The sequence below is a fragment of the Paraburkholderia tropica genome (genome assembly GCF_900109265.1).
Taxonomy (GTDB): domain Bacteria; phylum Pseudomonadota; class Gammaproteobacteria; order Burkholderiales; family Burkholderiaceae; genus Paraburkholderia; species Paraburkholderia tropica.
Genome location: NZ_FNZM01000008.1, coordinates 38,135 through 59,395, shown reverse-complemented (window position 1 = coordinate 59,395; position 21,261 = coordinate 38,135). Strand labels below are relative to the sequence as shown.

General features: G+C 64.9%; 19 protein-coding genes and 4 tRNA genes. 13 read left to right on the top strand and 10 right to left on the bottom strand.

Annotated features, from left to right (window positions below; genetic code table 11):
• Positions 1-240: 240 nt before the first annotated feature.
• On the bottom strand, positions 241-798 hold the full coding sequence (gene efp, locus BMY06_RS14360; RefSeq protein WP_065061325.1) for an elongation factor P: 558 nt from the start codon (positions 796-798) through the stop codon (positions 241-243).
• Between the two features lie 187 nt (positions 799-985).
• Positions 986-2,320: an elongation factor P maturation arginine rhamnosyltransferase EarP gene (gene earP, locus BMY06_RS14355; RefSeq protein ID WP_074983826.1), complete on the bottom strand. Its 1,335-nt coding sequence runs from the start codon at positions 2,318-2,320 to the stop codon at positions 986-988.
• A gap of 279 nt (positions 2,321-2,599) precedes the next feature.
• On the opposite strand from earP, the gene uvrC reads away from it, so the two are divergent.
• The 7 genes from uvrC to BMY06_RS14320 all read left to right on the top strand — a co-directional run bounded on the left by uvrC (position 2,600) and on the right by BMY06_RS14320 (position 7,339).
• The gene (gene uvrC, locus BMY06_RS14350) at positions 2,600-4,972 is read left to right on the top strand and encodes an excinuclease ABC subunit UvrC (protein WP_080180348.1); all 2,373 of its coding nucleotides are present in this window, start codon (positions 2,600-2,602) and stop codon (positions 4,970-4,972) included.
• A gap of 129 nt (positions 4,973-5,101) precedes the next feature.
• On the top strand, positions 5,102-5,692 hold the full coding sequence (gene pgsA, locus BMY06_RS14345; RefSeq protein WP_074983825.1) for a CDP-diacylglycerol--glycerol-3-phosphate 3-phosphatidyltransferase: 591 nt from the start codon (positions 5,102-5,104) through the stop codon (positions 5,690-5,692).
• Positions 5,693-5,935: 243 nt separating this feature from the next.
• A tRNA-Gly gene (locus BMY06_RS14340) sits at positions 5,936-6,011 on the top strand.
• Between the two features lie 73 nt (positions 6,012-6,084).
• Positions 6,085-6,160: transfer RNA gene (locus BMY06_RS14335), tRNA-Gly, on the top strand.
• Positions 6,161-6,282: 122 nt separating this feature from the next.
• Positions 6,283-6,356: transfer RNA gene (locus BMY06_RS14330), tRNA-Cys, on the top strand.
• A gap of 163 nt (positions 6,357-6,519) precedes the next feature.
• A complete protein-coding gene (locus tag BMY06_RS14325; protein ID WP_065061327.1) occupies positions 6,520-6,792 on the top strand; it encodes a DUF2164 domain-containing protein in 273 nt (90 codons plus the stop codon).
• Between the two features lie 58 nt (positions 6,793-6,850).
• A complete protein-coding gene (locus tag BMY06_RS14320; protein WP_065061328.1) occupies positions 6,851-7,339 on the top strand; it encodes a GNAT family N-acetyltransferase in 489 nt (162 codons plus the stop codon).
• A 20-nt stretch (positions 7,340-7,359) separates the two neighbouring features.
• On the opposite strand, the gene BMY06_RS14315 is transcribed toward BMY06_RS14320, so the two are convergent.
• The 3 genes from BMY06_RS14315 to BMY06_RS40165 form a co-directional block, all read right to left on the bottom strand.
• On the bottom strand, positions 7,360-8,247 hold the full coding sequence (locus tag BMY06_RS14315; protein WP_065061329.1) for a cytochrome c oxidase assembly protein: 888 nt from the start codon (positions 8,245-8,247) through the stop codon (positions 7,360-7,362).
• Between the two features lie 112 nt (positions 8,248-8,359).
• Positions 8,360-8,821: a copper chaperone PCu(A)C gene (locus BMY06_RS14310; RefSeq protein WP_065061330.1), complete on the bottom strand. Its 462-nt coding sequence runs from the start codon at positions 8,819-8,821 to the stop codon at positions 8,360-8,362.
• Positions 8,822-8,905: 84 nt separating this feature from the next.
• Positions 8,906-9,571 carry an SCO family protein gene (locus BMY06_RS40165; protein ID WP_074984044.1) on the bottom strand — a complete coding sequence of 222 codons (666 nt, stop codon included), beginning with the start codon at positions 9,569-9,571 and terminating at the stop codon, positions 8,906-8,908.
• Positions 9,572-9,958: 387 nt separating this feature from the next.
• Here BMY06_RS40165 and otsB point away from each other — a divergent pair, with 387 nt between their 5' ends.
• Together otsB and otsA are read left to right on the top strand one after the other, a co-directional pair.
• Entirely contained in the window at positions 9,959-10,720 is a 762-nt protein-coding gene (gene otsB, locus BMY06_RS14300) for a trehalose-phosphatase (protein ID WP_074983823.1), read from the top strand.
• Positions 10,721-10,805: 85 nt separating this feature from the next.
• Positions 10,806-12,206 carry an alpha,alpha-trehalose-phosphate synthase (UDP-forming) gene (otsA, locus tag BMY06_RS14295; RefSeq protein ID WP_065061332.1) on the top strand — a complete coding sequence of 467 codons (1,401 nt, stop codon included), beginning with the start codon at positions 10,806-10,808 and terminating at the stop codon, positions 12,204-12,206.
• A gap of 139 nt (positions 12,207-12,345) precedes the next feature.
• On the opposite strand, the gene BMY06_RS14290 is transcribed toward otsA, so the two are convergent.
• Entirely contained in the window at positions 12,346-14,181 is a 1,836-nt protein-coding gene (locus BMY06_RS14290; RefSeq protein ID WP_065061333.1) for an ABC transporter ATP-binding protein, read from the bottom strand.
• An 831-nt stretch (positions 14,182-15,012) separates the two neighbouring features.
• Between BMY06_RS14290 and BMY06_RS14285 the strand changes: the two genes are divergently transcribed.
• From BMY06_RS14285 to BMY06_RS14275, 3 genes are all read left to right on the top strand, one after another.
• Positions 15,013-16,077, top strand: coding sequence for a glycosyltransferase family 4 protein (locus tag BMY06_RS14285; RefSeq protein WP_065061334.1), 1,065 nt, complete (start codon positions 15,013-15,015; stop codon positions 16,075-16,077).
• Positions 16,078-16,280: 203 nt separating this feature from the next.
• Positions 16,281-17,285 (top strand): hypothetical protein, encoded by a 1,005-nt coding sequence (locus BMY06_RS14280; RefSeq protein WP_074983822.1) that lies wholly within the window; start codon positions 16,281-16,283, stop codon positions 17,283-17,285.
• Positions 17,286-17,449: 164 nt separating this feature from the next.
• Positions 17,450-17,926, top strand: a complete 477-nt coding sequence (locus tag BMY06_RS14275; protein ID WP_065061336.1) for a DUF2214 family protein — start codon at positions 17,450-17,452, stop codon at positions 17,924-17,926.
• Between the two features lie 136 nt (positions 17,927-18,062).
• Here the strand turns inward: BMY06_RS14275 and BMY06_RS14270 are convergent.
• The 4 genes from BMY06_RS14270 to BMY06_RS14255 all read right to left on the bottom strand — a co-directional run bounded on the left by BMY06_RS14270 (position 18,063) and on the right by BMY06_RS14255 (position 20,320).
• Positions 18,063-18,137 (bottom strand) — tRNA-Val (locus tag BMY06_RS14270).
• A gap of 49 nt (positions 18,138-18,186) precedes the next feature.
• Positions 18,187-18,930: a DNA polymerase III subunit epsilon gene (gene dnaQ / locus BMY06_RS14265; protein ID WP_065061337.1), complete on the bottom strand. Its 744-nt coding sequence runs from the start codon at positions 18,928-18,930 to the stop codon at positions 18,187-18,189.
• 68 nt (positions 18,931-18,998) lie between these two features.
• Positions 18,999-19,448 carry a ribonuclease HI gene (rnhA, locus tag BMY06_RS14260; protein WP_074983820.1) on the bottom strand — a complete coding sequence of 150 codons (450 nt, stop codon included), beginning with the start codon at positions 19,446-19,448 and terminating at the stop codon, positions 18,999-19,001.
• Positions 19,445-20,320 (bottom strand): class I SAM-dependent methyltransferase, encoded by an 876-nt coding sequence (locus BMY06_RS14255; protein ID WP_074983819.1) that lies wholly within the window; start codon positions 20,318-20,320, stop codon positions 19,445-19,447. The genes rnhA and BMY06_RS14255 overlap by 4 nt, the downstream gene beginning before the upstream one ends.
• A 20-nt stretch (positions 20,321-20,340) precedes the next feature.
• Here BMY06_RS14255 and gloB point away from each other — a divergent pair, with 20 nt between their 5' ends.
• Positions 20,341-21,177 (top strand): hydroxyacylglutathione hydrolase, encoded by an 837-nt coding sequence (gene gloB / locus BMY06_RS14250; RefSeq protein ID WP_074983817.1) that lies wholly within the window; start codon positions 20,341-20,343, stop codon positions 21,175-21,177.
• Positions 21,178-21,261 lie beyond the last annotated feature (84 nt).

Here is a 21,261-nt window from a genome sequence, read left to right as displayed (position 1 = left end):
GCAATAAAAATTGGCTATCCCGGAAATAGACCAGCAGAAACCATGCCATGAGCGCCTTGCCTTGCTGTGCCGATGTTGCTCACATTTTGCGCACCGGCAAAACCGGTAAGGTTTTCCCATGGCACTCACAAACATACACGTTCGGCAAAAAAAGAAAAAGCGCCCCGAGGGGCGCTTTCGCGATTGCATCCGCGATGCATCGATGCGGACGCGTTCGCCTTGCCGTTTGCCTCGTGAAGCTTAGGCGCGGCTGCGGTACTCGTTCGTACGCGTGTCGATTTCGATCTTGTCGCCGATGTTGCAGAACAGCGGCACTTGCAGTTCGAAGCCCGTGGTCAGCTTGGCCGTCTTCAGCACCTTGCCCGACGACGTGTCGCCCTTGACAGCCGGTTCCGTGTAGATGATTTCGCGCACGAGCACGGTCGGCAGTTCGACCGAGATGGCCTTCTCGTTGTAGAACACGACTTCGCACGCCATGCCGTCTTCGAGGTAGTTGAGGGCGTCGGCCATCATCTCGCCTTCGACTTCGTACTGGTTGTAGTCGGCGTCCATGAACACGTACATCGGGTCGGCGAAGTACGAGTACGTCACTTCCTTGCGGTCGAGCACGACGACGTCGAACTTGTCGTCCGCCTTGTACACGGTTTCCATGCCCGCGCCGGTCAGCAGGTTCTTGAACTTCATCTTCACGACGGCGGCGTTACGGCCCGATTTGTTGTATTCGGCCTTCTGCACGACCATGGCGTCGTTACCGATCATCACGACGTTGCCGACGCGGAGTTCCTGTGCGGTCTTCATAAAAAACTGTCCTGTCCAGATTAGATAGCTTTGGGTGTGCGCGACGGCAAACGTCGCAAGCGTTCGTTGTGGCCCCCTGCCGGAACGCGTAGCGCTTCGAACGGCGTGTTCGTTTGCGTATTCGCGTATGACCTGCAAGGCGTGCGGAAATCGAGGTCGCTTGAGACGGCTGCCGCCGGATAACCGCTTATTTTAACTGAGTTTTTGCGAATTCGGCCAGATTTCCAGCGAGATCGCCGGTCAGGGCGAGTTCGGCTGCCCAGCCGTGCGCGCGCGCTTTCAGGGCGGGCAGGTGGCGGGCGAGGTCGGCCCAGTCCGGCGCACGATCCGGCGCCATTTGCGCGGTGCCTGGCGCGATTTCAGGCGCGGTCTCAGGCGTGGCTTTATCCGCCGCGTTCGTCCCGATCGCGCGACCGTCGTGCGCGCCAGCCGGGTGCCCGGCATTGCCGTTCCACGCGTGCCAGAAGCGTTCGAGCGCCTCGCGCGGCGCGGCGTCGAGCGGGCGCGTGTAGTGCTCCAGCGCGGCGTCGAGCTTGGGCAGATGCGCGTCGTCGGCTTGCGGATAGATGTGCCAGACGAACGGTCGCGCCGCCCACTGGGCGCGCACGAACGAATCCTCGCCGCGCACGAAGTTCAGGTCGCTCGCCCACAGGAGCGCGTCGTAGCCGCGCTGCTCGGTGAAGGCGAGGCTGTGCGCCGTGAGCGATCCGCGTTCGCCGCGCGTGCCCGCGTCGAAAGACGGGACGCCGAAGAAGCGTGCGAGCGCGCCCGAAATGCGCCCTTGCGGCACGAGCAGCACGACCGGCGTCGGACTGTCGCGCCACTGTTCGAGCAGCGTGTCGATGGCGGGATTCTCGTAGGCGAACAGCGAGATCACCGTGGCTTCCGGGCCCGGCGGCGGGCCGCCGGTCGCGCGTTGCCACCACGCCGCGCGCGCTTCGGGCGAGCTTTCGAACGCGGCGCGCGCCGCATCGAGATCGCGTTCCTTGAGCACGCCGCCGGTTCCCGCGCCGAGGCCCGGAAAGAAAAAGTGCTTGAGCAGCCCGTAACGCGGATGCGGCGACGGACGCAGATGGAAATCGGCGACCCAGTCCTCGGCGCTCAGATATTCGAGATTGAGCCACACGGGCGTGGGCGTGCGTTCGGCCATCGCCGCGATGTACGCCGACGGCAGTTCGCAGGCGAACGCTTCGATCACCACGTCGGCGATTCGCAGCGTTTCGCCCACGTGATCGGTCTCGTGCCAGTGCTCGACGACCACGCCTTCGACCGTCTGCGACGCGCGCGACGCGTCGAGCGTCGGGCAGAGCTTTTCGAACGCGTGCAGATCGTCGACGAACAGGCGCACCTCCCAGCCGTGCTCGCGTGCGAGCTGACGCGCGAGACGCCAGCAGACGCCGATGTCGCCGAAGTTGTCGATCACGGAGCAGAAGATGTCGCAGGCGAGGGGCGCGGCGGCAGCGGCGTGCGGACGGACGGCGTCGGGCGCGGGGCCGGTGGTGGAGCGGGGAGCGTGGGACATGACGTGGGCTGGCGAGTAGGGCTGGCGGCGGGCCGGCTGCTTCGAGCCGGCTCGTGGGCGCGGCTTTGGGCGGCTCGTGGGCGGCTTCCGGGTTGCATCCCGGGTTGCATCCCGGGTTGCAACCGGGGTGCTTCTGGCCCGCGCGGAATGATCTAAACTTGCGATTCTAGGGCAGCCGCATGACCGCGTCGCGTCGCGTGCGCGGATGGTCTGCGCCGCACACCCGCAAGCCTGCCCCGACCCGACGCAACTCGACGCTCACAGACGTCCCCAGACTGGATGACCGATTCTCACGATCCCGCCGACTCCCACGGTCCGGCCGCCGACGCCGACATTCCCGCAGACGCGCCCGAAACCGCTGCCGAAGCCGTCGCCGAAGCGTTCGACCCGAAGGAAGTGCTGACGCAACTGCCGCATCTGCCCGGCGTCTACCGCTACTACGATGCGCGCGACGCGGTGCTCTACGTGGGCAAGGCGCGCGACCTGAAGAAGCGCGTATCGAGCTATTTCAACAAGACGCAGCTCTCGCCGCGCATCGCCATGATGGTGACGCGCATCGCGCGTATCGAGACCACGGTTACGCGCTCGGAAGCCGAAGCGCTGCTGCTCGAAAACAACCTGATCAAGGCGCTCGCGCCGCGCTACAACATTCTCTTTCGCGACGACAAGTCGTATCCGTTCCTCAAGCTCACGGGCCACAAGTTTCCGCGTATGGCGTATTACCGCGGCGCGGTCGATCGCAACAACCAGTACTTCGGACCGTTTCCGAGCGCCTACGCGGTGCGCGAAAGCATCCAGATCCTGCAGCGCGTGTTTCAGTTGCGCACCTGCGAGGATTCGGTGTTCAACAACCGCACGCGGCCGTGTCTGCTGCATCAGATCGCGCGCTGCACGGCGCCGTGCGTCGGCGCGATCAGCCAGGACGATTACGCGCGCGATGTGAGCAACGCCTCGCGTTTTCTGCTCGGCCGTCAGAACGAGGTGATGAAGGAGCTGGAGACGAAGATGCACGCGTTCGCCGCCGAGCTGAAGTTCGAGCAGGCCGCGTCGGTGCGCAACCAGATGAGTTCGCTGTCGACCGTGCTGCATCAGCAGGCGATCGAGACAGGCAGCGAGAGCGACGTCGATATTCTGGCCGTGGTCGCGCTGGGCGGACGCGTCTGCGTGAATCTCGCGATGGTGCGCGGCGGCCGCCATCTGGGCGACAAGGCGTACTTCCCGGCGCACGTCGAGCGCGCGCTGACCGACGAAGAGGGCGGCGTGGCGGAAACCATCGGCGAGGAAACGGTGGTCGCGGCGACGGCGCTGAAGTCGCTGCCGTCGCTCGCGCGCAAGGCGCTGGTGGCGAGCGCGGGCGCGGCGGCGCAGGCGGAAGACGAAGAGAACGCGGCTGATGAAGCAGGCGCGGACGCAAGTGAAAGCGTAAGCGGAGACGTGAGCGAAGACGTAAGCGAAGACGTAAGCGAAGACGCAGGCGAGCAGCCCGATCCGCTGGCGATCGCGGCAGACCTCGGCAGCGAAACCGAAGCGTCCGACGCCGCTGACAGCCTCGACGAAGCCTCCGCCGCGAAGCCGAAGTCGTCGAAACGCGCGGCTCGCGCAAACGGCATCGAATCCGAAGTGCTCGACGCTTTCATCGCGCAGCATTACTTCGGCAACCGCGTGCCGCCGGTGCTGGTGGTGAGCCATCCGCCGGCGAACCGCGAGCTCGTCGACGTGCTGTCCGAACAGGCCGGCCACAAGGTCGCGGTGCTGCGCCAGCCGCAAGGCCAGAAGCGCGCGTGGCTCGCGATGGCCGAGCAGAACGCGCGTCTCGCGCTCGCGCGGCTGCTCTCGGAACAAGGCTCGCAGCAGGCGCGCACGCGCACGCTCGCGCAACTGCTCGGCCTCGAACTCGACGATCTCGCGCATCTGCGCATCGAGTGTTTCGACATCAGCCACACGATGGGCGAGGCGACGCAGGCGTCCTGCGTCGTCTATCACCATCACAAGATGCAGTCGAGCGAGTACCGGCGCTACAACATCACGGGCATCACGGGCGGCGACGATTACGCGGCCATGCGCCAGGTGCTCACGCGCCGTTACGAGAAGATGGTCGCGCAATCGGCGCGCAACGAAACCGACGAGGCGCAGGCGCTGCAAAGCACCGATCCCGCCGATCCGAGCGCGTCGCCGGACGGCGCGGAACCGGTCGCGACGGGCGGCACCTTGCCCAACATCGTCCTGATCGACGGCGGCAAGGGGCAGGTCGAGATCGCGCGCCAGGTGTTCGACGAACTCGGACTCGACCCTGCGATACTTGTGGGCGTTGCCAAGGGCGAAGGGCGCAAGGTCGGCCTCGAAACGCTGGTGTTCGCCGACGGCCGCGCGCCGCTCGAACTCGGCAAGGAGAGCGCGGCGCTGATGCTGGTCGCGCAGGTCCGCGACGAGGCGCACCGTTTTGCGATCACGGGCATGCGCGCCAAACGCGGCAAGACGCGCCAGACGTCGCGGCTCGAAGAGCTGGAAGGCGTCGGCGCGAAACGGCGCCAGCGCCTGCTCGCGCGCTTCGGCGGTCTGCGCGGCGTGATGGCGGCGAGCGTCGACGATCTGGCGAGCGTCGAAGGCATCTCGCATGCGCTGGCGGAACAGATCTATCAGCAGCTTCATTGAGGCCGCGCCCGCGCACGGGAATCGACGGCGCGCGGGCGTCAACCTTACGCTTGCTTGTGGCGGCCCCGGTGACGCGGCACAATTGCATCTCCCATAATTGCAACTCCCCCTGACAGACTGCGCGCGCCAATGCCGTTCAATATCCCGATTCTCCTGACGTGGCTGCGGATCGTGGCGATTCCGCTCGTAGTGGGCGTGTTCTATCTGCCGCAGTCGGTGCTGAGCCCGATGCATCAGAATGTCGCAGCCATGTGGATCTTCATCCTCGCGGCGCTGACCGACTGGTTCGACGGCTATCTCGCCCGCAAGTGGAACCAGACCTCGTCGTTCGGCGCGTTCCTCGATCCGGTCGCCGACAAGCTGATGGTCACGGCCGCGCTGCTCGTGCTCGTGCACCTGCAGCGTCTCGACGCGGTGATCGCGCTGGTGATCGTGGGCCGCGAGATCGCGATTTCGGCGCTGCGCGAGTGGATGGCGCAGATCGGCGCTTCGAAGAGCGTGGCGGTGAATCAGCTCGGCAAGTTCAAGACGGCGTGCCAGATGGTCGCGATTCCGATGCTGCTGTTCTACGCGCCGCTCACGCTCGACGGCAAGATGCTGTTCGATTCGCGCGTGTGGGGCACGTGGCTCATCTACGTGGCAGCGGTGCTGACGATCTGGTCGATGCTCTATTACATGAAGCTCGCATGGCCGCAGATCCGCGAGCGCGGAAGCCTCTGAGCAGGGGAGATTTCGCGCGGTCGGTCGATTCAGTCATCGACAGCGATCGACGCGAGTTGACCCCGGCGCGCATCTTTTTCCAAAAAGATCACACGAAGGGGTTGACACGATTCAGCGGGTTATACATAATCTCACTTCTCCGCTGCACGACAAGCAGCAAACGAAGCAGATGCGGTGGAGATAGCGGGAAATAGCCGAAGATAAGCAGTCAATCAGCGGCGAAGGTAGTAAGGCAGCAAATACGCGGGAGTAGCTCAGTTGGTAGAGCGCAACCTTGCCAAGGTTGAGGTCGCGAGTTCGAGACTCGTCTCCCGCTCCAGATTCTGGATGCGGCGTTTTGCTAAACTGTGAAACGAAGTATCGGCAGCAAAGAGTAGTGAAGTAGTAAATATGCGGGAGTAGCTCAGTTGGTAGAGCGCAACCTTGCCAAGGTTGAGGTCGCGAGTTCGAGACTCGTCTCCCGCTCCAGATTCTCGGGGAAGCAGCGCTTCCCCTTTTGTTTGGTGGGCCGCAAGGCCATCGCAAAAATCTGTCGGTAGTTGTGAGCGCAAGCAGTTTTCTGCGCCCCAGACATCGAACAGTCCGCTTTTGGCGCGATAGCAAAGCGGTTATGCAGCGGCCTGCAAAGCCGTGTAGGCCGGTTCGACTCCGGCTCGCGCCTCCAAGTAGTTCAAGAAAAAGCCACCTTCGGGTGGCTTTTTCTTTTTCCGCTTTCCGTCTGCTTTCCGTTCGCCGCTTTTCTTCTTCGCGGATGCGCCATCGATCGCCGCGCGCCGCGTCGTCATCGCGCGTGCACAATAGCGGATCGCTTCCCACGGATCTCCGCCATGTCCATCGAACTTCCCGACGAAGAGCGCACGCTCGCAATCGCGTCGATCCAGCGTTACTTCGAAGCCAACATGGAGGAACCGATCGGCAATATCGCCGCGGGCGGTCTGCTGGGTTTCTTTCTCGAAGAGATCGCGCCGGCCATCTACAACCGCGCGATCGCCGACGCCCAGGAGCGCATGCAGGCGCGCATCGTCGAACTCGATATCGATCTGCACGAACAGCCGTTTCAATACTGGCGCAAGTACGAGACGCCGCGCCGCCGCAAGTAGTGTTTCGCTCGCGCCGCAAGGCATAATCGGCCTTTCAGCAAGCTTCGATGGAATTCTTATGACCGCGCAGTCCCCCGCATTGCCGACCGTTCAACTCGACTGGCAATGGCAAGCTTTCGATGCGCTCAGCGCGCGTGACGTGTACGCCATGCTCAAGCTGCGCTCCGACGTGTTCGTGGTCGAGCAGAACTGCGTCTACGGCGACATCGACGGCGAGGACGACACGGCGTGGCATCTGTTCGCCTGGGGCGAGCGCGACGGCAAGCGGGCGCTGGCGGGCTATCTGCGCGTGCTGGTGCCCAGCGCCGACGATCCCGACGTGCGGATTGGCCGCGTGGTGACGTCGCCGGCATTTCGCGGCATCAAGCTCGGCAACGGGCTGCTCGAACGCGCGATCGCGCACAGCGCGCGTCAATGGCCGGGCGTGCCCATGCGACTGCATGCGCAGGCGCATCTGCAGAAGTTCTACGGTGCATTCGGCTTCACGCCGGTTTCGGAGATTCACGACGAAGACGGCATCCCGCACGTGTGGATGCGTTCGGCCTGATGGTTTGACGCCCGAATCGCTCAGGTGCGCAGCGGCTTGTCTTGCTGCTGTTCCTGCTGCGCGGCGCGTGCCCGGCCACGCTTCGGCTGCGTACGCTGCAGACGTCCGCGCGCGGAAAGGCGCATCCAGTGGCGCAACGCAAGCAGCGCGCCGATCACGCTCATCATCGAGCCCGGAATCCACAGCAACAGGCCGCCGATCTGCTGATCGCGCATCGGCGAAAGCCAGGTGAACGCGCGTCCGCAGATCGAGTAAATCGGATAAAGCTCGTGCGACGTGAAGAAGATGAACGCGCCGAGCACGATCTGCGGCGGAATCGCGGCGATCACCACCAGCACGCGTTTGCCGGGTGCGAGGCGCGCGGGCGGCGCGGGTCGCGGGTCGAGCACGAGCCACCAGAACAGCAGCCCGTCGATCACCATGCTCCAGTTCATGACGCGATAAAGCCGCCAGTCGAGCATCGCGACGAAGTGAATCGGCGAGAGCAGCCAGAAATAGATCAGCCCGACGAACAGCGTTACGGCGACGACGGGATGCATCACCACGTCGAGCGCGATGCGCACGGGCCGCGCGGCGAGCGCGGGCCGCACGAAGCGCTGACGCCACGCGAACGGAATGCCCGCGCGCAGCGCCGCGCCGGGGTACGAGAGGGCGATGAAGAATGGCCCGAGATGATGCAGCACGAGATGCTGCGCGCGATGCATGAAGAACTCGTGCTCGAAGAAGTAATCGAGCCGCGTATGCAGCGCGATGTAGAGCGCGCCGAGTCCGAACCAGAACGAAAGCCGGCGCGCGAGCGTGACGCGCGCCTTGTGCTGCCCGCGCACGAATAGCAGCGCCGCCACGCCGATCGCGATCACGACGGTCGGCGAGGGCTCCCAGGGATCGAGCCAGTAGAGCGGGTTCATCGAGGGCTTCTGCTCGGGTTCATCGCGGGATTCTGCTCGGGTTCATCGCGGGCTTCTGCTCGGGTTCATCGCGAGGCGCTGAGTGGAGGCGCTTTGAAGCGTCAGCGACGCGTTACTGCTGCGACGGCGGCTTCACCGCGAACGGCGTGTCGAGCGTCGCGCCATCCGAGAACTTCAGTTTGAGGTGCACCGTGTCGCCCGGCGCGACCTTGTGCTTCGCATGCTCGAGCATCAGGTGATAGCCGCCCGGTGTGATGTCGAGCGTGCCGTGCGCGGGCACCGTCGCCTTGTGAACCATCACCATTTTCTGTGTCGATCCGTTCGACACGGTCTGATGCAGCATCACCATGCCGTAGTCGTCGCTCGATACACCGACGAGATCGATGGGCTTCTCGCCATCATTCTTGAGCGTGACATAGCCCGCCGCCGGCAGATCGTTCGGCAGCCAGCGCACCCATGCGTTCTGCGCGCTGATCGCCACGTCGGCGGCGTGCGCTGCGGGCGCGAACGCGCTGAACGAGCAGGCAAGCGCGAAGCCGAACGTTGCGGTGAGGGACTTGAGTTTCATCGTCATGGCAGTTCCTGTTGCGGGTGGTGCGGGAAATCGGTTCATGTTGCGCGCGGCACGTAGCTAGCCGTCCTTAGCCGTCATTCGCCGTCATGCGGGCGTGTCGATGATGCGGCGCACGTCCTGCGCGATTGCGGCCGCTGTGTCCCGGTCGGTGGCGAGCAGGCGCGCGTGGCCCTGCGCGTCGAACACATAGACGGCCGAGCTGTGCGTGACTTCGTAGCTGCCGTCCGGGTCGCGCTTCTCCATCTGATACGCGACGCGATAGCGTTTCGCGAGCGCTTCCACCTGCGCGTCGCTGCCCGTGAGGCCGAGCGCGTGCTGCGCATCGAAAGCGCCTACGTAGGCGTGCAAGGCGCCCGGCGTGTCGCGCGCGGGATCGACGGAGATGAAGAGTATCCGCACGTGCTGCGCGTCGGGTCCGAGATTCGCTATGACCTGCATCAGCCGCGCCATCGTTTCCGGACACACGTCCGGACAATGCGTGTAGCCGAAGTAGACGAGCGCGGTCTGGCCGCGCAGGTCGCGGGCCGTCATCGGCTGGCCGTTGTCGGCGGTGAGCGTGAAGGCGAGGTCGGGCAGATGGCCCTGGACGTCGGTCAACTGCCACGGTTCGGCCGGATCCGAGCAGGCGCCGAGTAGCGCAGCAGCGGTTAATGCGGCGCCCCATGAAGCGATCGTCGCGACGAACCGCTGCGCGGCGCGCGCTGTTCGGCGAGCGTGGCGCGAGGGAGGGGAGTCGGCGAACGGGCGGATCAAAGGCTGTCTCGGGAAAGCGTTGCTTTGAGGAGGTCGACCGGCGCGGACGGACCGTGAAGCCCGGCTGGGCGTAGCGGTCGGCCCTGCGTCATGCCGGTGGACTGTAGCAAAATTGCGGCCTCGCTGCCGCGCGTGCTTCGTCCGGGCGGCGTGCCGCTGCCGAAACGGGGACAAAATGCCACATCGGCGGGCGCTCAGGCGTCGCCAGCCAGGCGATGCGTCCAGGCCACTTTTTGTGCAAGAAAGTGTGTCAAAACGCGTCCGCAGGGCCGTTTTCTCGATAATTAAAGGCAGTCGCGGTAAGATTCGCACACTTTCCCAGGCAGGCGCACGCGTCTGCCGAACCGATATCCGGCGCACGCGCCGAGGGGTGAAAAGGCCGTAATGCACGCAATTCCGCAAGCACTTCCCGCAGCACTGCCGTTCGACAAGACGGCATTTTTCTTCGATTTCGACGGCACGCTCGTCGAACTCGCGCCCACGCCCGACGGCGTGCTCGTGCATCCCGACATGCTGGCGCAACTCGCCGAACTGCGCCGCGCGACGAGCGGAGCGGTGGCGATCGTCTCCGGGCGCGGCATCGACAGCATCGACGACTTTCTCGCCATGCCCGACCTGCCGATCGCGGGCCTGCATGGCGCCGAGCGACGCGACGCGAATGGCGACACGCAGCGCGTCGGTTTTCACGACGCGCGCCTGCTGCACATGGAGCAGGTGCTCGCGGAAGTCGTGCGCATGCATCCGGGCACGCTGCTGGAGATCAAGGGCGCGGCGCTCGCGCTCCATTACCGCAACGCGCCGGAGCACGGCAACGCGGCGCGCGTGGCCACGGAGGCGCTCGCCGCCGAATTCGCCGACGCCTACGTGCTACAGCCCGGCAAGATGGTCTACGAAATCAAGCCCAAGGACGTCGACAAGGGCCGCGCGCTGCGCGCGTTCCTCGACGAACCGCCGTTCGCGGGCCGCACGCCGGTGTTCGCCGGCGACGATCTGACCGACGAGAAGGGCTTCGCCGTGGTCAACGAATTCGGCGGTCTGTCGATCAAGGTCGGCGGCGGCGACACGATTGCGCGCACGCGCGTCGACTCGGTCGACGCGCTGCTCGCCTGGCTCACCGCACTGGTCGCTGCGGCGCGCGGCGCCTGATGGCGTTGCGCACGTTGTCTCCTTCGCTTCACGCGCCGGCTGGTCCGGCGCTTCTGTTTCACTCCCAGCACGGAACCTGCATCTCATGAGCCGACTGATCATCGTGTCGAACCGGGTCGCGCCGATTTCCGAAGGCGGCCCGGCCGCCGGCGGTCTCGCGGTCGGCGTGTACGACGCACTCAAGGAAACCGGCGGCATGTGGTTCGGCTGGAGCGGCGACGTGCTGTCGTCCGGCCAGCCGGGCATCCAGCTCGAGGAACGCGGCCCCGTCACGTTCGCGACCATCGGCCTGCTGCGCCGCGACTACGACCAGTACTATCGCGGCTTCTCGAACGCCACGCTGTGGCCCGCGTTCCACTATCGCGCCGATCTGGTCCAGTACGACCGCCACGACTACGAAGGCTATTGCCGCGTGAATGCGTGGCTCGCGCAGCAGCTCGTGCCGCTGCTGCACGACGACGACGTCATCTGGGTCCACGACTATCACCTGATCCCGTTCGCGCAGGCGCTGCGCGCGGCGGGCGTGAAGAACCGCATCGGCTTCTTCCTGCACATTCCGTTTCCGGCGTCGCAGGTGCTGCTGGCGGTGCCGCCGCATCGCGAACTGGTCGAGGCGCTGTGCTCGTTCGATCTGCTCGGGTTTCAGACGAAGCCCGATCTGCGCGCGTTCTGCGATTACATCGTCAACGAGGCGGACGGCTCGGTCGAAAAGCGCGCCGACGGTCTCACGCAGATCACGGCCTTCGGCAAGACGCTGGCCGCGAACGACTATCCGATCGGCGTCTATCCCGACGAAGTGGCCGAACTCGCCAAGGCCGGCGAGCGCGGCAAGCCGGTGCGCACGCTGAAGGCGGCGCTGCATGGCCGCAAGGTCATCATGAGCGTCGATCGTCTCGATTATTCGAAGGGGCTCGTCGAGCGTTTTCGAGCCTTCGAGCGGCTGCTCGAAAGCGCGCCGGCGCAGCGCAACAAGGTCTCGTTCGTGCAGATCGCGCCGCCCACGCGCGCCGACCTGCACGCGTATCAGGACATCCGTCTGCGGCTGGAAGCGGAGTCGGGCCGCATCAACGGACGTTTCGCCGAACTGGACTGGACGCCGATCTGGTACATCCATCGTCAATACGAACGCGCCGTGCTAGCCGCGCTGTTCCGCGCCTCGCACGTGGGCTACGTCACGCCGCTGCGCGACGGCATGAACCTCGTGGCGAAGGAATACGTGTCCGCGCAGGATCCCGAAAATCCGGGCGTGCTGGTGCTGTCGCGATTCGCGGGCGCGGCGCAGGAGCTGGGCGGCGCGCTGATCGTGAATCCGCTCGACATCGACGGCATGGCTGACGCGCTCGGCAAGGCGCTGGCGATGCCGCTCGCCGAGCGCCTCGCGCGCTACAACGACATGATGGTGCAACTGCGCGAGAACAACGTCTCGGTCTGGCGCGACCGCTTCATGCGCGATCTCACGGACGTGCCCAAACGCTCGGTCGCCTGAGCGTCCGGCGCGTGGTGCGGGCGAGGGCGCTACGTTCGCGGTAACGCACCCGCCAAAGAAAAAAGCCGCTTCTTTCGAAGCGGCTTTTTTTGCGTCTGAATTTCGCGAGCGATAGACGCGAATGACGTTTGCAAGCAACTCAGGCGACGTGTTTTTCGTCGGCCTTCTTGTTGCCGAGATGCAGCGTCGAGCCCTTGCCGTACTGCTTCGCGAGCAGTTCGCGATAGAGGCCCGGACGGTTGCGCAACTCATCGGGATTACCGTCGTCGATCACCTTGCCCGCGCTCATCACGATGATGCGGTCGAAGTTCTGCAGCGTCGACAGACGGTGCGCGATGGCGATCACGGTGCGGCCCACCATCAGACGGTCGAGCGCCTGCTGGATCGCTTCTTCCGACGCGCTGTCGAGTGCCGAAGTGGCTTCGTCGAGCAGCAGGATCGGCGCGTTCTTGAGGATCGCGCGCGCGATGGCGATGCGCTGGCGCTGGCCGCCCGAGAGCTTCACGCCGCGGTCGCCCACGATCGTGTCGTAGCCTTCGGGCATCGCCTCGATGAAGTCGGCGCAGCGCGCCTCGCGGGCGGCGGCGAGCACTTCCTCGCGGCTCGCCTCGGGGCGGCCATAGGCGATGTTCTCGTAGATCGAGCGGTGCAGCAGCGAGATGTCCTGCGGCACCAGCGCGATGGCGTGGCGCAGGCTGTCCTGCGTCACGTGCGCGATGTTCTGGCCGTCGATCTTGATCGCGCCGCCCTGGGTTTCGTAGAAATGCTGGAGCAGGGCGAGCACCGTGGTCTTGCCCGCGCCCGACTTGCCGATCAGGCCCACGCGCTGGCCCGCCTGAATCTGCAGATCGAAGTGATCGAGAATCGGCTTGCGGTGCGGATAGGCGAAGGTCACGCCTTCGAAGTCCACGCGGCCGCCTTGCGCGACGAGCTCGCTCGCGTCGTCGCGGTCGGGCATGCCGTGCGGCTCCAGCAGCGTCTGCACGGCTTCAGCGAGACGCGCCACGTGCTGCGTCACGTCGACGAGCGCCACGGCCAGGTCGCGCGTGCCGTGCAGGATCGTGAAGCCCAGCGAGCTCACGAGCACGATGTCGCCCGACGTGGCCTTGCCCTGATCCCAGAGCCACAGCGCCCAGCCGAGCAGGCCGGCCGAGAGCATGGCCGTGATCACGGCGTGCAGCAGACGCAGCTTTTCGAGGTAGAGCAGGCTCTGGCGGCGCGCGTCCAGTTCGGCCTTGACGGTCGAACCGAAGCGCTTCTGCTCGCGAAACGTCATGCCGAAGGCGCGCACGAGCGCCATGTTGCCGATCACGTCGACGAGCTCGCCGTCCACGGCGGCCGCGCGGGAGGCGAACGCATGGTGGCGCGCCGAGCCGCGACCGGCCAGCTTGAACAGGATCACCGAGAGGATCGCCGAGCAGAGCAACAGACCGGCCGCCATCAGCGGATTCACGGCGATGATCATGACGATCGCGCCCGCCACCGCGATGCACGGCGGCAGCACGTTCCAGGCGGTGGTGTTCTCGGCCGTATAGACGGCGTTCGAGGTGGCGGTGATCCGGCTGGCGAGCGTACCGGGCTGTTTCTCCGAGTAATAAGTGGGCGAGTGGCCGCTCAGATACTGGAACAGGTCGCGCCTGAGGTCGCCGGTGACGGCGACGAACGTGTGCGCGGCGAACCAGCCGCCGACCCGCCAGAGCAGGTTGTCGGCGGCGATCAGGCCCACGAGGATCGCGAACGCGGTCCACAGCGGACCAGGATGGTGACGGCCGGTACCGAGCACGTCGATCAGATGCTTGATCGCGTACTGCGAAGCGAGCGCGCACCCGACAGCCGCGAACACGCTGGCGAGCACGACGGCGTGGGCGAACGGATGGCGCTTGATGTAGCGGAAAAGGAACGCGAGCGGCCGCCGCGCATAGCTCGCGAGCTTTGCGTTGTGGGCGTTACGCTGGGCGATGGTCAGATGTTCCAATTGATCGGTGGTCGGTCTGACGGAGCTTCGTCCGTACGAGGTGGAAAAAAGAAATAGGAAGGCGCTGCGGCAAACCTGACGGAATATCCGCATTGTAAACATCCATTACGCGGGGCGCATGCCCCGTGCCTGATGCGCGCGCATCTTATCGCGACTACGCGGCAACCGGTGTGCCTTCCTGCAAGGTGTCGTGGCCAAGGTTCAGCAGGTTTTCCCGGCCTTTTTAGAGATACAATTATGGATTGCGTTCGGCATTCTTCGATGCGCTGTCGCATCGCGTTATCCGAACAGTCTGCAAACAGTTTGTGAACATCGCGCGAACGGTTCGCGAACGGTCTGCGCCAGTGTCCCACAGTGGACCAGGATTCACGCGTGCGATTCGTAAGATGTCGCATGCGTCACGCGCCAGACGGCGTGTGACGGCCCGGTTCCGGTTGCCAGCGCCACGCGCCGGCCGGAAGCGCTCCCCTAATCTATAACTGTCTTTAAAAACAGGGGGTTGCGGAGTGTTTCCAGTTTGTAACAACGTAAAGACTTTGAAATGTTCTAGCCGGCTATGGGTGCAAACCCCGATAATGCCGACTCGAACGGCGTAGGGAAATTGACAGCTTTTGTGTCAACGACAGCGACCCCTGCGCGTTTACCGCCTGAGCCGCCGCGCGTGACGATCCGTCACGAGACAACTGCGTCGGTCTGTGTGCCGGGCATCCGGCGCGGTTAGCGGTACGGAACGCCTGGCAGGGCGAGCGGCAAACACGCCGCGGCTCGCGAGGTCGATTGTCAAACTTGCAGTACTTTGCCCGATTTATTACGAGGAAGGAGTTCACCACTATGCGAATCGCTCAAATCGCTCCGTTGCACGAGGCGGTTCCTCCCAAGCTGTACGGCGGCACGGAACGGGTGGTCTCCTACCTGACCGAAGCGCTGGTCGAACAGGGTCACGATGTTACGCTGTTCGCGAGCGGCGATTCGATTACCTCGGCGAAGCTCGAAGCTTTCTGGCCGCAGGCGCTGCGCCTCGACCCGACGATTCGCGACGTGATGGCTCCACACATGCTGCTGCTCGAAGAAGTGCGCCGCCGCGCGCATGAATTCGACGTGCTGCATTTCCACATCGACTACTACCCGTTCTCGCTGTTCCAGCGTCAGGAAGTGCCTTTCGTCACGACGATGCACGGCCGCCTGGACCTGCCGGAACTGCAACCGATCTTCAACGCGTTCAGCGACGTGCCGGTCGTCTCGATCTCGGACAACCAGCGCCTGCCGCTGCAGCAAGCCAACTGGCAACAGACCGTCTACCACGGCCTGCCGGAAGACGTGCTGCGTCCGATCGAAAACGTCGAACCGGGCTATCTCGCCTTCCTCGGCCGCGTTTCGCCGGAGAAGGGTCTCGACAAGGCGATCCGCATCGCCGGTCAGGCCGGCATGAAGCTCAAGGTCGCCGCCAAGATCGACAAGGCCGACCGCGCCTACTATGAAGAAGTCATCAAGCCGCTGATGGCGCAGTCGCACGTCGAGTACATCGGCGAAATCGGCGAGCACGAAAAGCGTGAATTCCTCGGCAACGCGCACGCGCTGGTGTTCCCGATCGACTGGCCGGAGCCCTTCGGTCTGGTCATGATCGAAGCCATGGCTTGCGGCACGCCGGTCATCGCGTTCAAGCGCGGTTCGGTGCCGGAAGTCATCGACAACGGCGTGTCGGGTTTCGTCGTCGAAGACGAAATCAGTGCGGTCGCGGCGGTCAAGCGCCTGTCCACGCTGTCGCGCGAGAAGGTGCGCGGCGCGTTCGAATCGCGTTTCTCGTCGAAGGTTATGGCGAAGAACTACGTCGCCGTGTACGAAGAAATGCTGCGCCAGAAGCGCCGCACCGTGCTGCGCGAAGTCAACGCCAGCTAAGCGCGCGGTTCGGGCCGTCGTCTGACGGCTCGCGCGAGTTTTCACAACGCCTCAGTGCCTTGCACTGGGGCGTTGTTACATTTACGCCGCACGTAACGGTTCTCACCGGCTGCGAGCGTGAGGGGCGGCGGCAATGTCCCTATAATGGCCGTTCCGCGAAATTGGCGGCCCTTTTTTACGACAGCGACATCAGGAGAAGTGCCTTGGCAAGAACCCGACCGACGCGCGCCGTCACCGTTCCCGGTGCCGGCACGATGTTCGCGTTGCGCGCGATCGGTCTCGTGATCCTTGCGCGCTGGCTCCATTCGATGGCGCAGATGAATTTCATCGCGGCGCTCGAGGGAATGGCCTCGTCGCCGGTCGCGTGTCTGAATCTCGTCTTCCTGTTTCTGCTGATCGTGTTGCCGGGCGCGAAGGCGCGCGTGGAGCGTCCGTTCCATCCGCTGCCGCAATGGCTGCGTCAGGCGCTGCGCTTCTTCGGCGTTTTCGGTTGTCTGTTCGCGCTCTGGTCGATCGGCGCCTTCGTCTGGATGGCGGGCTGGCGTCGCGCCGTGCACGCCGCCGCCGAGACCAACGGCTGGCTCGTGGTGCTGCCCGCGCTGTACGCGGCCGTTGTGTGGATCTGCCGTCCGCGGGCGCTGTGGCGGTCGAACTTCGCGGCGCGGCGTTTTGCGATCGGACGCTATGCGGTCTCGATCGATGTCGCGACGCGCACGACGGTGGTCTGGCTCGAAAGCCGCAAGCTCGGCCAGTATGACGCGCGCGAGTTGTCGGTGCGCTGGCCCGGCGGCGCGCGGGTGCGGGATGGATCGAATCCTGGGCGGGCGGGTGAGCCGGGCGGCGTGGGCGCCGCGCCGGTCAGCGAACCGGTCGGCGAGCCGGTGATACCGGCGCACGCACCGCTCGATGCCGAGACCACGCTGGCGGCGTCGGCTGAGTCGGCTGAGTCGGCTGAGTCGGCTGAGTCGGCTGCGCCCGTGGTTCCGGCTGCACCGGCCACGGCACCCACGCCAAGTACGCAGATCGCGCTGATCGCGCCGGTTCAGACGGCTGCGTCGTCGCACGACCGCCGTCCGAAAATCGCATTGATGTGGGACTCGCCGGCCGCGGCGGGGCACAACCGTCAGACCGTGTTCCGCATCCGTCTTATGACCGAGGGCGACCGCGTGGCCGCCCGCGCGCTGGATGCCGCGCTGAAACAGGCTTGATGCGCGAGCGCGGTTCGCCGCGTCGCGGGTTGCCGCCTGGTTTCTCGCGTTTCTGCTATTCCTTCTGCTTGTCTCTGCTTCGATCGTCTTTACGATTTCCGCCGTCACCGCGGAGCGCGCTCCGCCCCAGCTTGCCGATCCATCGCCGCTTCGAAGGAGTCGCCATGCTAGTCCGCTGGTTGCTTGCCGCCATTCATCTGCTGGCCTTCGGTTTCGCGCTCGCCTCGATCGTGCGGCGCTCGCGCGGTCTGCGCCGCTGCACCTCGACAGAAGGGCTGCCCGCCATCTTCAGCGCCGATAACGGCTGGGGCGGCTCGGCGCTGGTGCTGATCGTCACGGGCGCGATGCGTGCGTTCGGCGGCTTCGAGAAGGGCGCGGACTACTACCTGCACGAACCGCTCTTTCACGTGAAGATGGGCGCGCTCGTGCTGATCCTTCTGCTCGAAATCGCTCCGATGATGGCGCTCCTGCGCTGGCGCAACGCCGTCAAAAACGGCGACGTGCCCGATCTCACGCACGCGCCGAAATACGCACGCATCGGCAGGTGGCAGACGCTGTTGCTCGTGGTGATGGTGTTTGCCGCGACCGGCATGGCGCGCGGTATCGGGCTGGCGGGAATGGGCGCGGACGGCGCGTCGTAACGGGACGCCCGCGCGGAAGTGCCCCGGACGCCATTCATCAGCAATCCGAACCAATGGCCGCAAATGAAAAAAGCCCCGTTGCTTGCGCAACGGGGCTTTTTATCTTCGGTGCTTGTCTTTACCAACACCAGAATCCTGGTGGGTAGTACTGGGATCGAACCAGTGACCCCTGCCGTGTGAAGGCAGTGCTCTACCGCTGAGCTAACCACCCGAAGAGATTCAAATTATGCCGGGCATTTTCAGTCTTGTAAAGCCCTTTTTTAAGTATTTTGCACAGTACCCGAATTTTCTTCGACGACGGGCTGTGTGCGCCAGACCGAGGTGCCTTTGAGCGCCTTGTCGAGGCCGTCGAGCAGGGCGTCGTGCTCGCTGATCTCGTCGGCGCTCGCGGCGATCACGGGCAGCGCGAGCGTCTCGAAGCGCACGCGCGGCGCGGCGCCGGCATCGTTCGCGTCGTGCGCGCTCGACATGTCGATCACGAGGCTTTCCTGGCCGCGCGTCATCGCCAGATAGACTTCGGCGAGCAGTTCCGAGTCGAGCAGTGCGCCGTGCAGCGTGCGGTGCGCGTTGCTGATGCCGAAGCGGTCGCACAGCGCATCGAGCGAATTGCGTTTGCCCGGGAAGATCTGCTTGGCCTGCACCAGCGTGTCGATCACCTCGCCGCAATGCTGCTTGAGCGGCGGCTGGCCGACCATCGCAAGCTCGGCATCGAGAAAGCCGATGTCGAACGGCGCGTTGTGAATGATCAGTTCCGCGCCGCGAATGAAGTCGAGAATCTCGTTCGCGACTTCGGCGAATTTCGGCTTGTCGGAGAGGAATTCGGTGGTCAGGCCGTGCACCGCGAGCGCGCCCGGGTCGCTGTCGCGTTCCGGGTTGATGTAGAAGTGCAGGTTGTTGCCCGTGAGCCGGCGGTTCACGAGCTCGACGCAGCCGATTTCGATGATGCGGTCGCCCGTGCGGGCGTTGAGGCCGGTGGTTTCGGTATCGAGAATGATCTGGCGCATGGCGTTTGAAACAGGATTGCGTGGGCGGCGCGCGTGTCGGCGGACAGGACGCGCCGCGTTTTAAAGGCTCAGCGTTCGGTGAGCGTGGCGACGCCGCGGTTCGCGAGCGCGTCGGCGCGCTCGTTTTCCGGATGGCCGGCGTGGCCCTTGACCCAGCGCCACTCCACCTCGTGTTGCGCGACGAGCGCGTCGAGGCGCTTCCACAGGTCGTCGTTCTTGACGGGCGTTTTCGCGGCGGTCATCCAGTTCTTCTTTTTCCAGCCGTGAATCCATTCGCTGATGCCTTTCTGCACATATTGCGAATCGGTGTGCACGATCACCTTGCACGGGCGCTTGAGCGCTTCGAGCGCGGCGATCACGCCCATCAGCTCCATGCGGTTGTTGGTCGTGCCGGCCTCGCCGCCGAACAGTTCCTTTTCCTGTGCGCCGAAGCGCAGCAGCGCGCCCCAGCCGCCGGGGCCAGGGTTGCCCTTGCAGGCGCCGTCCGTGAAGATTTCGACGAAGTCGGGTGTGCTCATGAGTCCTTGTTGCGTGTAGGGGAAGGGGTGGTGGCCGCGGCCTTCAGGCTCGGCGCCAGCACCGGTTTCTTGACCTTCAGCGGTCCGACGAGGCGCATGCCGCGCACGCGCTTGATCGCCGTGATCATGTAGACCGCGCCGAAGATCGCCCACCAGCGGTCGCCCGCGGCTTCCATGAAGCCATAGCGGCCGAGCCATTTGTCGGTCGAAAGCGGCGGCCGATAGCAGCCGAAGCGCCCGCGTTCGAGTTCGAAGCCGAGCAGCTTGATCCAGTCTTTCAGACGCGTGAAGGCGATCAGGTCCTGACGCGCGGGCAGGAAAGGGCGGCCCGTGAGCTTGCCCGCCGACTGACGCGCGCCCCACAGCGACAGCGAGTTGAAGCCGACGATCACGAGCTGGCCCTCGGGCATCAGCACGCGTTCGGCTTCGCGCAGCAGGCGGTGCGGGTCGCTCGTGAATTCGAGCGTGTGCGGCATCACGATCAGGTCGACGCTCTGCGCCTCGAACGGCAGATCGAGATGATCGCACCAGATCGTGCTGCGCCCGGTCGGAGCATGCAGCGACGGCGCGGCGCTCGTATCGATGAGGCCGGCGTTCTGCCCTGCATGAACCGAAGCGTGATGCGAGCCGCCCGGCGCGAGCGGCGCAACGTAAGGCGCGCTGGCCGCGCTCGCGCCGTCGAGCACGAGCGCGCGGCACGACATGCGGTTCTCGCGCAGCGCGTCGAGTTGCGGCAGGCCGATTTGCAGCGCATGGTAGCCGAAAATGTTCGACACCATGCGGTCCAGTTGCTCCTGCTCCCAGTCGAGCACGTACCTTCCGGCGGGCGAAGCGGTCCAGGCGGGCCAGTCTATAATCGTTCGGTCAGACATGTCGAAGAGTACGTCGCCCCATGAAGAGTCCGCTTGAGCACGCGCGCGCGTCTTCCGCTGCGCTCGAATACGTGCCGGTTCCGGCTTTTGAAGATAACTACATCTGGGTCGTGTCGGACGGCCGCAATGCCGTCGCCGTCGATCCGGGCGACGCCGCGCCGGTTCGCGATTATGTGGCGAAACGAGGCTGGCGGCTCTGCGCTATTTTACTCACCCATCACCACAACGACCACGTCGGCGGAGTGGCCGATCTCCTTTCGGATGAGCGCGTGCCCGTCTACGGCCCGGCCGGCGAGGCGCTCGGTCCGCTCGATCCGTTCGTCACGCGCATGCGTGGCGGCGACACGGTGCGCATCGAAGCGCCCGCGCTCGATCTGAAGGTGATGGATGTACCGGGCCACACGCGCGGACACATCGCCTATTTTCAGGCGGCGGGTTCACTGAACGCCGTGCCTCATCTTTTTTGCGGCGACACGCTGTTCGCCTGCGGTTGCGGCCGCCTGTTCGAAGGCACGCCCGCGCAGATGCTCGCGTCGCTCGATTCGTTTGCCGCGTTGCCCGGCGACACACAGGTTCATTGCGCCCACGAATACACGCTTTCTAACATTCGTTTCGCGCTCGCCTGCGATCCGGACAACGCCGCGCTGCACGACTGGAGCGCGAAGGCTTCGTCGCTGCGCGAACGCGGTGTGCCGACCTTGCCGACCACGATCGCCCACGAGCGCGCGGTGAATCCTTTCCTGCGCGCCGACGATCCCGCCGTGCAGGCCACGCTTGCCGAGGCGCTGCATGAAACGGTGCCCGACCGGCTGGCCGCATTCACGCTGATGCGCGAATGGAAGAACAGGTTCCGCTGAAGGTTCCGCTGACCCACTGCGATGCGTGGGTATGCTCAACCCAAACGTATGGAACCACACCCAAGCTGCGGATTTGCATGGCTT